Raw genomic sequence first — 13335 nt, forward strand, 5'->3', positions numbered from 1 at the left:
TGTTAGAAAAATTGGCCATGGCGGTAATTTCTCTTTGCCTTTATTTGCAAAAAATCTGCCAATTGTGCCAGCAATAAAACATCTCAAAGATAGTTTGGTCATAGTTCATTTTCAAAAAAGCGAGTTGGATTGAGGTGTCTCATTATACTTTTCTGTTTAATAATTTCATTCATTGCCTTTTCGCAAGAAAGAGACTCTGTCTATAATAAGGCTGAGAACAACCTATTGGTGGGTGATACGACTAGTAGAACCGCCTCGGACTCTACAAAAACAATCAGTTCCGCAGCTCAGTCCACAAGACAAAATCGAAGCGATATTGAAACCACCATTAATTACAATGCCAAGGATTCACTTTTTTTTAATGTGAAAAGTAGAGAACTGTTTCTCTACGGCGAGACCCACATAGATTATGGGAAAATAGCACTGGATGCCGAACGAACCGACGTAGACTGGAATAAACGAACACTAAAGGCTAAATACATTACCGACTCAACGGGGAAAAAAATTGGTAAACCTGTTTTTGCCGACGGTCCGGATACTTATGTAACAGATGACATTGTTTATAATTTTAAAACGGAACGTGCCCTCATCAAAGGAGTGATTACCGAAAAGCAAGGCGGTTTCATGCACGGAGAGGATGTTAAGAAAAATGCGGAAGATGAGCTTTTCATCAGAGGAGCAGCCTATACTACTTGCAACCTGGAAGACCCTCACTTTTCAATAAAATCCTCCAAACTAAAGGTTATTCCAAATAACAAGGTCGTGTCTGGCCCTTTCAATATGCGCTTTCGAGATGTCCCAACGCCACTTTTCTTCCCTTTCGGAATGTTCCCTCAGCCAAAAGAAAAATCGTCGGGTGTCATTGTACCATCCTATGGTGAAGAGCAGAGAAGAGGGTTCTTCCTGAGAAATGGCGGATACTATTTTGCAATTAGTGATTATGTTGACCTTCGGTTAACCGGAGATATTTATTCAAAAGGTGGCAGTGCGATAAATGCCACTTCAAATTATTTCAAACGCTACTCTTTCAGAGGGACGTTTAACTTCTCGTACAATAATTCGATCTCCGATGATTTAGAAAACCCTTTAGAAACCAACGACTACAGTGTTCGATGGAACCACACGCCTGAATCCAAGGGTAATTCCTCGTTTTCAGCTTCTGTAAATGCAGCAACCAGAACCTTTACCCAAAATAACAACCTGGTTGTTCAGGATTTTGACAGAAGCATAAACTCACAGCTAGCATCGAGTATTCGATATACCAAAACCTTTGCAGGTACACCTTTCAATATGTCTAGCAATCTAAGACATAGTCAAAATTTACAATCAGGAATTGTCAATCTGACTTTGCCCGATCTTACAATTAACACCAATCGGGTGTACCCGTTTAAAAACCTGGTTACCTCGAGCAAATCTCCTTTATCTAAACTCAACTTTAGTCACAATTTTGTTGCGAAAAATGAACTCTCAAACAACAGCGTGAGAAGTTCAAGCTTCAACGTCATCAACCGGGATGCTCGCTCAGATTCTGTCATTTCATTCAATAGAAGTAATTTTTCAGAAATATTTAGAAGATCGCAATTTGGAGGCAAGCATGCGATACCTATATCCACTTCCATGAGCGTTCTCAAGTATTTCACTTTGAATCCTTCATTCAATTATCAGGAATTGTGGTATGCTAAAGAGCTCCAATATGAATACGTAGAGGCGGAGAATGGTGTCCGCATCGACACTGTTAACGGGTTTAGCAGAGCTGGTAGTTGGTCGACAGGTGCATCTTTGAATACACGTATCTACGGAACCGCTTTTTTTAATGGAGGTAAGATTCAAGCCATTCGACATGTAATGACTCCCAGCATTTCTTTCAGTTACAGTCCCGACTTTTCAGATACAAAATATGGCGTGTACAGCGATGTACAAATTGACTCTTTAGGAAACAGGCGTCGCTTAAGCAGATACGAAGGATTTGCTTATGGCTCTCCTCCTGGTGGTGAAAGTAAAACGCTGGGTTTTTCTCTTTCCAACAACATTGAAATGAAAGTAGCTAGCAAGAAAGACACTGTGAATGGTTTCAAGAAAATAAAACTTTTCGATAATCTGGGATTAAGTACGGGATATAACCTTGCAGCTGATTCCTTTAAGCTTAGCAACATTAATATCAATGCCAGAACCAGCTTTCTTGACGGAAAACTTGCCATTAACTTCACTGGAACATTAGATCCGTATGAATACCTGCTTTTATCAGAAAGTACAAATGCACGTGGTGAGCGGGTGGTTAGTCAGCGAAGACTGGATCGTTACACTTGGAATAACGGCAATGGACTGGGTCGATTAACGAACATGACTACTTCAATAAATCTCAGTCTTTCTCCAAAAGGTTCTAACAAAAATAATTCCACAGCTAACAATAATGAACCGGATAATGGATTCAACCCACCACAAGACCAAGTAGGTTTTGATGGATTGACAGACCTGGAAAGACAAAAATTAGCACACATCCAAAATAATCCGGAAATGTATGTAGATTTTGCTGTCCCGTGGACGTTACGGATACAGTATTCAATTAATAGGAATAAAACAGGATTCCAAGATGCTTCAATTCGACAAAGTTTTCAGTTTAGTGGAACATTAGGGTTAACTGATAATACCCAAATTACATTTAATTCAGGTTATGATTTTGAGGCTAAGGACTTCACAACCACTCGTCTTGGTATTTCCAGAGATCTACACTGCTGGACAATGAATTTTGATTGGGTTCCCTTCGGCAGATTCCAATCCTATTTCCTTTCTATTCGTGTGAAATCCTCCATTCTGCAGGATTTGAAGCTTGAAAAACGTCGCAGCTTCTTCGATTTTTTTAATTGAAACAGTATAAAGTTTTACCGTTAATAGTAAAAACCAATAGAGATTGTATCTTTTTTTACAATTTCTAAAACTTTTTCAAGGTTATTGTCATAACAATAATTTATCTCAAATGTATTAGTTTAGTGGATTAAACCAATTTTATTAAACTACAAATAATGCTTATGAGAAAGTTTTACTTTTCATTGATTATGTGTCTCTTAGTTTTGGCGCAAGCCTTTGCTCAGAGAACAGTATCTGGTAAGGTCACCGATGACAGTGGTGAAGGCCTTCCAGGTGTGAACGTGGTGATCAAAGGCACCACTACGGGCGTTACTACTGATATTGACGGAAATTTCCGTATTTCAGTTAGTGATGGAGACATCTTATCCTTCTCTTATGTAGGCTTTGAATCTCAAGAAGTGAACGTTGGCACCAGATCGGTGATTGATGTAACGATGGGAGGCGCCACAGAGTTACAAGAAGTTGTTGTAACTGGTTATGGACCACAAGATGCTAGAAGAGCATCCGGATCTGTTGCCTCCGTTGATGCCCAAACAATCAACAATGTACCAATCGCATCATTCGACAAGATTCTTCAAGGTCAAGCAGCTGGTGTTCTTTCACAATCGAGCAGTGGTCAGCCAGGAGCTGGAGCTAGTGTTTTGATTAGAGGAGCCAGTAGTATCAACTCAAGTACTCAACCACTTTACATATTGGATGGCGTGCCAATCGATGCTGCAGAGTTTGAAACCATCAACCCGAACGACATTGAAAATGTATCAGTTCTCAAAGATGCATCTTCATCAGCCATCTACGGGTCCAGGGGCGCAAATGGTGTAATTGTAATTACTTCTAAAAATGGTAAGGCCGGTAAGCCTAGAGTTACTTTCAGCGCTCAGTATGGTGTTTCTGAAGCACCTAGCAATTTCTTACCAGTAATGAATACGCAGCAAAAGATCGACTTTGAGTTATTTACTGGTGGCACTCAGATGTCCACCCTTACTAACGAGCAAGTTGATTCGCTTAGACAATTCTCTACAAACTGGAAAGATGAACTTTTCCAATCAGCTGCTACGCGAAACCTTCAAGTGAATGTTTCTGGAGGAAATGAAAACACCACTTATTTCATCTCTGGATCTTACTATGATGAAGAAGGTACAGTAGTAACAACAGGTCTACAGCGATATACTACGCGGATCAATCTTAAAACTGTAACTGGAAATTTAACATTCGGAACGAATAACTCACTTGGTTATTCTCGCTTGCAAGATACCAGGGAAGGAAATGCATTTATTGGATCACCCTTAAACGCAGCATACTGGTCAAACCCATATGAGCCCATATTTAACCCTGATGGCACATTCAATCAGTTGACTTCAGGACAGCCAAATGGTGTGCAAGAGCTAACACAGAATACAAACAACACTGAGAATGTGAAAGTCATTTCCACATTGTACGGAGAGTTTGATATTCCAGGTGTTGAAGGTTTATCTGTCACTTCAAGATGGGGTGTTGATTTTGATACTGATATCGACACTGATTTTACTGATCCTAGAACTAACCCAGGAGCTCAGGCAAAAGGTGGTCAAGGAAGTCTTTTCAGAGATTTTGATAGAGATGTCACTTTCATTGGAACAAACTCAGTTAATTATATAACTGAATTCGGTTCTGACCACAAACTATCTGTTTCCTTATTCCAGGAGTTTATCTGGAATGACAATGAAAGCTTCAATTTCACAGGATATGGATTCACAAACTTGAAACTGAAGAACGAGGCTGGTATTACTGGTGGTAGTGCTACCAACGGGTTTATTCCAGACGTAGGGGGAACAGGTGTTAGAAGTTCACTTGTATCTTACTTCGGAACAGTAGCCTACACCTTCATGGATAAGTATACTTTCAATGGTACACTTAGAAGAGATGGATCGTCAAGATTTGGAGCAAATAATCAACATGCAACATTTTACTCAGCTGGATTGGCATGGGTTGTTTCAGATGAAGACTTCATGGATGTTGCCTTCGTTGACAATTTGAAATTCAAAGCAAGTTATGGTACCACTGGTAACCAAAACATTGGAGATTTCCAGTTTGCTTCAACGCTAGGTACCACTTCGTATGCTGGTGTAAACGGATTATTCCTCCAAGCAATACCTAATGAAAACATTCAGTGGGAGACCACTAAGATGTTAAACGTAGGTGTAGATTTCAGCTTGTTTCAGTCTGTTCTTTCTGGCTCAATTGAATACTACAATAACTTAACTGTAGATGCTTTCTTGAATACACAACTTTCAAGAACTACCGGATTTACTGCTCAAAACCAGAATGCTGGTGAGATCAGAAACAAAGGTATTGAAGTAACACTTTCAGGTAAAGTGGTGAACGCGGGAGATTTCTCCGTTGTAGTAGGTGCTAATTTTGCATTCAATGACAATGTAGTGGAAAGTCTTGCAGGAGAAGATGATATCATTGGCAATACCACTATCATTAGAGAAGGGCAGCCTGTTTCTGCAAACTATGTAGTACCATACGTAGGAGTAAATCCTGCAAATGGGGATGCGCTTTACCTCACTGCGGAGGGTACAATTACCAATGTATTTGATCAAGCAAATGATTCAAGAGTATTCGGTCCAAGAACAGCTCCTTATTCAGGAGGTATTACACTTAATGTGACATACGGAAATCTTTCCCTATTCGCTTTAGGATCATGGATACACGGTTCTACATTGTATAACAATGAAAGAATCAACATTGATAATCCAGCTTATGTTCCAGATAATGTTTCTATAGACCTATTAAGAGCTTGGAAACAACCAGGAGACATCACTGATATTCCTAGAATCAGGACTACCGGTGGTTTAACTACAAACACTTACCAAAGTGCTACTACCAGGTATCTGGAAGATGGAGATTTCTTCAGACTTAGAAATGTGTTACTATCCTACAACTTGCCTTCTGACATAGTTAGCAAAGCTGGTTTCAAAAATGTAAGGATTTACGCACAGGGTCAAAACCTATTTACACTCACGAAATTCACAGGAGCAGATCCTGAGGATACAAATGGGTTCTTGTTAGGAGCTGTTTACCCTGCGGTAAGAACATATACATTCGGTCTGGACTTAACATTCTAATTGAACAATATCATGAAAATAAAAAGCTTTATTATAATATTGTTTGTTCTGGCCGCATATTCATGCGAGAACAAACTTGACATAGCTCCGGAGTTTTCGTTAACCTCGGACAATGCATTCGAATCAGCTGAAGAGTACGATCAAATATTGATTGGAGCTTATGCTACTTTGAACAATAACGGATACTATGCCGAGACATATGGCGAACTAATGGAATTAGGCGCTGACGGTGGTACCGAGACTGCAGAATCGTTAAGAAACGAAGCTGAATTTACCGATTGGCAATTCGGACCATCAGATGGAAGTGGTAATGTTGCTGCTGGGTGGAATACACCATATCTGATGATTGCGAGAGCCAATGTGGTTTCAGATGGAATCAATGACGTTCCTGAAACAACTGCAGGTAGCAGAAATCGTATCTTGGGACAAGCTTTGGCTTTACGTGCTCTGGGTCATTTCGATCTTTTAAGATTGTATGGTCAGGCTTATGAGCGAAATTCTACTGCTTTAGGTGTTCCCGTAAGAATTACACAAACGTTAGACAATCCTGTTCGTGCAACAGTGAGTGCAACATATGATCAAATCTTGGCAGATCTAAATCAAGCTGAAACTTTACTTGATCCTGCAGGTTTGGATGTAAGTCCAAATACAGGTGGTACAAGATATCGCATTGATAGGTTAGTGGTTCGAGCGATTCGTGCAAAAGTGAATCTTTATGCTGGTGAGTACGCTGCTGCTGTTGCTGATGCTACGGCCGTAATTGGAGATGGAGCAGTATCCATTGGAACAACTGCAAGCTTTTCTTCCATATGGGATGCTGATGATCAAAATACGGAAGTAATTTGGTCAGTAGCTGTTGTAGATCAGAGTGAAGGTAGACCAACTGCCGAAATGTTTTTCTATGTGAATAACAGAATGGGGTGGGTACCGTCCGCTGATGTCTTGAGTTTGTATGATCAGGCGAATGACATAAGATTTTCAAGCTATTTCTCCAATACTTTCAACATCTCTGCGGTAAATGGCGGGCCTGATAGAAATGGTACAACAGTATCTATCAAGTACAGCGGCAGAAATGGAGCGATTGATGGAGTAAATGATATCAAAATCTTCAGAATGGGTGAAATGTATTTGATTAGATCTGAGGCTCAGTTTGAGTTGAATCAACCAACGCTGGCTATGCAAGATCTAAATACACTTAGATCCAATAGAATAACTGGTTATGTTGATCAGAATCTTACAGGCATTTCTCTTGAAACTGCTATTCAGAACGAAAGAAGAAAGGAATTGTGGTTGGAAGGGCATCGTTGGTTTGATTTAAGAAGATGGAACCAGGCAATTACTCGTGGCGCCGATTGTGCATCTCCAATGGAGGCTTGCAGTCTAGCAGCGGATAGTTTCAGACGAATCTTCCCTATTCCGACAACTGAAGTTGTTGTTTCAGGAATCGAACAAAATGATCAATATTAAATTTTAGCATATGAAAAATTTAAAAAATATAATCGCATTATCTCTCGTGTTCTTACTTGCAGCATGTGGTGAACAAGAGCGAATAACTTATAGCGGAGAGTTTCTTTCAATCGATGGGCCAGCAGCTCTTAGTGTGGATGAAGCTTCTGGCAATCAGACTGTAACTATTATTCTTAGTAGTGCACCTAGTTCAGATTTAACTGTCAATTTAAGTGTAGTGGATGGCACTGCGCTTGCAGGAGTAGACTACTCTATACCAAGCGCTTCTATTACTATAGCAGCAGGAGAGTATACGGGCACTTTTGACTATACAATTATCGACAATGACGAAATTGATGGTTCTAAGTCTTTTACCATTAGCCTACCGGAAGATTCTCCGATAGAAATAGGTAATGAGTCTTCTGTGGCAGTTACAATTGTTGATAACGATTTTTTCTGCCCTAGAAATGTGCTTGCAAACATTGTTACAACAGAACTTGATGTAGGGTACAGCAGTGCTCCTGTATCAATAAGTAGTGTAGGAGCAGCTGGGCCAGAGTGTCTGGAGTTCAGAATTACTGGTGGTTCAGGTACGCTTTTCGGCGGGTTTGCTAATATTAGTTACGTAGTAACTTTAATAGAAGACAGCCCAGAATCGAATTCAGGAACAGTAGATGCAACTGAAATTTTCAATCTAAGCAATGGTGATGGTTCAGGTACTTATAATAACCTCCTAAGAATAACTGGAGGTACTTATGATCTGACCACTGGAGTTCTTGATGTAAACTATGAGTATTACGGTACTGATGGTGTATTCAGGTATCCAGGAACCTTCAGATATTCTGACGGGAGCTGATTAAGCTAAGAGATAATTCATATATGTATAATATAAAGGTTGGGAGTTTTCCCAACCTTTTTTTAACGCTACACATGAAATTTCTATTATCTATAACCTCCTTGTTAATTGCCTCCTCTGCAATTGGACAGCTTGGCGTGGTGCAATCATCAGCAAGTCAGAGTGATCATTACACCCTATTCCATCCGCATAACAATACAAACACCTATCTAATTGATGATTCCGGAGCCCTACTACATCAATGGGACGGCATTTACCCACCCGGGAATACCGTGGCTCTTTTGCCCAATAAACAACTATTTAGAACAGGGAAGATAGAAAACGATTCATTTCGGGCTGGTGGACTTGGCGGCTATATGGAGCTTGTTGATTTTGACGGAAATGTGTCATGGAGCTTCACCCTATCAAATGCAAATGAGGCCTTTCACCATGAAGCCATTTTCCTTGAAAATGGGAACATTTTGGCCATCGTTTGGGAAGCAATCTCAGAAGATGAAGCCATTCAAATGGGAAGAGATCCAGCATCCTTGGATGACCAGGGTTTTTGGGCAGAAAAAATAGTTGAGATGCGACCGATCGGAACCAATGACATGGAAATTGTCTGGGAATGGCGTGCAAAAGACCACCTTATTCAAAACTTCGATCCATCTAAAGATAACTATAGTGATGTGGTCAATCCACATAAACTGGATATCAACTATGTAAAAGAGAAGAATAAAGTTGATTGGATTCACCTCAACTCCATTGACTATTTAGAAAGTCTTGATTTGATTTTGCTCAGTTCTCCATTTTTCAATGAAATATGGATAATTGATCACTCAACAACTGCCGAAGAAGCTAAAGCTTCTACTGGAGGCGATTACGATCTCGGAGGTGGGCTTCTTTATAGGTGGGGGAATCCAGTAACATACGATCAGGGATCGGTGGAAGATCAAAGATTATTTGGCCAACATAATGCTCAATTTGTTCTGGAGAATGGGGAGTTGGGAGTTTTGCTGTACAATAATGGAGTTGACAGGCCTGAAGGGGTCTATTCTTCCATAGATTTTTTCGTGACACCATTCACAGTTAATGACGGCTTTGCGAAAATGTCCGATTCTCCATTTGCTCCTTCAAATGTGGATTGGTCCTTGACAGCAGAAGTCAAAGAAGATCTCTATTCCAGAATTGTGTCTGGAGTACAAGTCTTACCCACTGGTAATTTTTTCATCACGGAAGGGATAAATGGACGATTGATTGAGATGGATTCTACCGGCACCATATTGTGGGAATACCAATCCCCTCATGGTTCCAGCGAAACACTCCTGACACAATTTCATTGTGAAGAATCCGAAAGCTTCAACCCATCCATTATCTTCAGAGCATCGAAAATTGCACCCGATTTCATCGGACTAGAAGAAGGTTTGGTTCCCACAACCATGCTGGAGGACCTCAATTGTCCATTAGGGATAAAACAGGTAGAAAATAGGATTATTACAGTTTTTACTACAAATGGTACAATTTTAAAAACCTTCTTTTTAGCAAGTGATAAAAAAATTAACACGGAAGATTTACCTAAAAACAGATTGTTAATAATTAGAGAAAATATTAACGGTTTAATAACATCCAGAAAGATAATTGTTCGAAATAATTAGCTGTTTCAAGGGAATTCTCCCTTCATTTTGAAACTAAAAATTAAAAAACCAACACAAAGTGCTGGTTTTTTTTGTATTACATATCTTTTAATTCAACAAAAAAAGCAACAAAAAACACATAGAATAGGTGTGTGTTAATTATTGAAAACAAGCTCAAAATGTCCCTTTAATTGATCTGATCACACTAAATCATCAAACAGATAAGTTGTCTTTTTTACAATTATTCAAAAATTTCTATTCTATCTTTATTGTTTAATTAATTAATAACTAACAAATCATGCGTATGAAAAAGTTTTTCTTTTCAATGATTGTGTCTCTCTTAGTTATGACTCAGGTCATTGCGCAGAGGACGGTATCCGGTAAAGTCACCGACGACCTTGGTGAAGGTTTACCCGGAGTGAATGTAGTGATTAAAGGCACTACAACAGGAGCTACAACTGATATAGACGGAAATTATCGCCTTCAGGTTGCTGATGGAGATATATTAGTCTTTTCGTTTGTAGGATTTGAAACCCAGGAAATCAATGTAGGCACTAGATCTACTATTGACGTGACCATGGGTGGTGCTACGGAACTACAGGAGGTAATTGTAACCGCCTACGGTACGAGTACTAAAAAGGATTTTACTGGATCAGCAACAGCAATCAGTGCGGAAGATTTTGAGCTTAGACAAGTGACAAATCCACTTGCTGCTATTGAAGGTAATTCCACAGGAGTTCAATTTATCACTCCTTCTGGTGCTCCTGGTTCTTCTCCTAGTATTGTGATACGAGGGGTAAGTACACTTAATGGTGGATCTACAGACCCGCTATTCATTATCGATGGTGTTCAGTTTGAAGGAACTTTATCGCTTATCAATCAAGATGATATTCAGTCAATGACTATCTTGAAAGATGCGGCGTCAACTTCCCTATACGGATCACGTGCAGCAAACGGAGTAGTTATCATTACTACGAAGGGTGGAAGAAAAGGACAGCCAACACAGGTGAGCTTCTCTTCTCAATTTGGCACAATGTCTCCGGCGGTTGAACAATATGAGGCTACAAACCCGCAGCAGTACTATGAAGTAATGTGGGAAGCATATAAAAACTCATTAAGCGTAGCAGATCCTGCAGCTGAAGCTTCTGCAACTATCTTTAACAGATTGGGATACAATCCATTCAATGTAGCCAACGATCAAATCGTAGGTACAGATGGTTCGATCAATCCAAGTGCTCAGGTTCGTTATCCTGGTCTTGATTGGTTTGATGCTTTTGAAAGAAGAGGAACAAGACAAAATCATTCCTTGAGTATTTCTGGAGGTAGCGACAATACTTCTTTGTTCTTTTCTACAGGCTACTTGAAAGAAGAAGGCTATGTGATTAGAAGTTCTTTTGAAAGATTAACAACTAGGCTAAAAGCAGATACTGATGTAAACGATTGGTTGTCTGTTGGCACAAGCGTTAATTTATCAATGTCTGATCAAGGTGGTGTTGGTGGTGCAGGTACTGGTAGCATTGTTAACCCTTTTGGATTTGCTAAAAACATGGGAGCTATCTACCCCGTTTATATTGTAGATGATGCAACTGGTGAGTTTGTGTTGGATGCAGCTGGTAACAGACTGTATGACAGAGGAGAAGGCTATAGTCAATACGGTATTTCACCAAGACCTCAGAGTCCTGGTCGTCATGCAATTGAAGAAGCAGTTCTGAACGATATATTCGACAGAGAAAATGGTTACGGATTCAGATCTTATGCTGATTTCACTATTCCATGGGTTGAAGGTCTATCTGCAAGAATCACTTATGGTAGAGATTACCAAGAGCGTACTCGTAAAGATTATGAGAATGCTGAAGTTGGTGATGGACAACCGACTGCTCGATACGCAGAAACTAGATCTAGAAGAATTGTAGAGAATTTCAACCAAATTCTTTCTTATCGAAAAACGATCAATGATGTACACAACTTAGATGTAACACTCGGTCACGAAAGTTTTGACAGAAATTTCTCTGACAATAATACGTTTGCTACTACTCAAGTGGCTGAAGGTATTTTCGAATTTGACAACTTCTCTGTACCTGTAAGTATCGGTGGTGCTACTACTGATAAAACACTAGAAGGTTATTTCGCGAGAGTTAACTATAACTATGACAATAAGTACTACATCTCCCTTTCTGGAAGAAGAGACGGTAGCTCTGTATTTAATAAAAATGTTCGATGGGGTAATTTCTACTCTGTAGGAGCATCTTGGAGAGTTAGCGAAGAGTCGTTCATGAGTGGTGTTGACTTTGTTGATGACTTAAAAATCAGAGCATCTTACGGTGAAGTAGGTAATGATAACCTAGGAGATTTCTACATTTCTCAAGCTCGTTATCAGTTAACTTCAAATGCTGGTAATCCTGCGATTACGCTTTCAGATTTAGGTAATGAAGCTTTGACTTGGGAAAACCTTATCAATTACGATGTTGCTATTGAGTTTTCACTTTTCAACTTCTTGATTGATGGTACAGTAGAGTACTATAGAAGAAATTCTACAGACCTATTGTACAATGTGCCAATCGCACTTTCTAATGGTCTGAATTCAATTCCGGACAACATTGCGGATATGCACAACGACGGGATAGAAATATCTTTGACTGGCCACATCTTACGTGATCCAAACGGATTGAACTGGGATTTGACAGCTCTTGCTACTACATTGAATAATGAGATCACAAATATTCCTTCTCCATTCCAGAATGGATCTAAAAGATGGGATGTTGGAAGATCACGTTATGATTTTTACATCTACCACAGTGCTGGTGTAGATCCTGCAACAGGAGATCAATTGTATTATGTATTTGAAGATGATCCAGAAACTGGCAATGGTGTACCGGTGCTAGATACTGAAGGAAACCAAACAACTACAAATGATTGGACTGATGCTGGTAGAGCATTTACTGGTGACAAATCCATTCCAGATATCATTGGTTCCGTAACTAACAGATTTAGCTACAAAGGATTGTCTCTAAGCGTATTGATGACTTTCTCTCAAGGTGGTAAACTTCTTGACAATGGATATTCTGCTATGATGAGTAGTGGAGACTTTGGTGAGTCGCATCACGTTGATCAGTTGAGAGCTTGGAAACAACCAGGTGACATCACTGACGTTCCGCGACTTGAGAATGGAAATGCTGAGCAGGTTCAGACGCAATCCACTCGATTCTTAACAGATGCTTCTTTCGTGGCTTTGAGAAACGTTAACCTTTCTTATGCTTTCGATCCGAAAATGGTTGAGAACTGGGGTCTGAATAATTTGAATGTATTTGTTTCTGGAGAGAATCTGTGGTTTAGTTCAGCTAGACAAGGCTTGAACCCTCAGTATAATCTTGCGGGTACGGGGTCTGGAAATGATTACCGTCCAAACAAAATATTCACAGTCGGTTTAAGTGTAGGACTTTAAGATTTA

The 13335-nt window shown here is 39.7% G+C and carries 6 protein-coding genes; all 6 read left to right on the forward strand.

Annotation, left to right across the window (positions count from 1 at the left end; translation table 11 throughout):
• Positions 1–129 precede the first annotated feature (129 nt).
• The 6 genes from ABJF57_RS11940 (at position 130) to ABJF57_RS11965 (ending at position 13329) form a co-directional block, all read left to right on the forward strand.
• Positions 130–2865, forward strand: a complete 2736-nt coding sequence (locus ABJF57_RS11940; RefSeq protein WP_462229316.1) for a putative LPS assembly protein LptD — start codon at positions 130–132, stop codon at positions 2863–2865.
• 161 nt (positions 2866–3026) lie between these two features.
• Positions 3027–5972, forward strand: coding sequence for a SusC/RagA family TonB-linked outer membrane protein (locus tag ABJF57_RS11945; RefSeq protein WP_462229318.1), 2946 nt, complete (start codon positions 3027–3029; stop codon positions 5970–5972).
• 12 nt (positions 5973–5984) lie between these two features.
• Positions 5985–7439: a RagB/SusD family nutrient uptake outer membrane protein gene (locus tag ABJF57_RS11950; RefSeq protein WP_462229320.1), complete on the forward strand. Its 1455-nt coding sequence runs from the start codon at positions 5985–5987 to the stop codon at positions 7437–7439.
• A 10-nt stretch (positions 7440–7449) separates the two neighbouring features.
• Complete coding sequence (locus ABJF57_RS11955) at positions 7450–8274, forward strand: Calx-beta domain-containing protein (RefSeq protein ID WP_462229322.1); 825 nt, start codon at positions 7450–7452, stop codon at positions 8272–8274.
• A gap of 74 nt (positions 8275–8348) precedes the next feature.
• Positions 8349–9908 carry an aryl-sulfate sulfotransferase gene (locus ABJF57_RS11960; protein ID WP_462229324.1) on the forward strand — a complete coding sequence of 520 codons (1560 nt, stop codon included), beginning with the start codon at positions 8349–8351 and terminating at the stop codon, positions 9906–9908.
• Positions 9909–10191: 283 nt separating this feature from the next.
• A complete protein-coding gene (locus ABJF57_RS11965; RefSeq protein WP_462229326.1) occupies positions 10192–13329 on the forward strand; it encodes a SusC/RagA family TonB-linked outer membrane protein in 3138 nt (1045 codons plus the stop codon).
• Positions 13330–13335: the final 6 nt, after the last annotated feature.

The organism is Ekhidna sp., assembly GCF_039940915.1.
In the GTDB taxonomy this organism is placed as follows: domain Bacteria; phylum Bacteroidota; class Bacteroidia; order Cytophagales; family Cyclobacteriaceae; genus Ekhidna.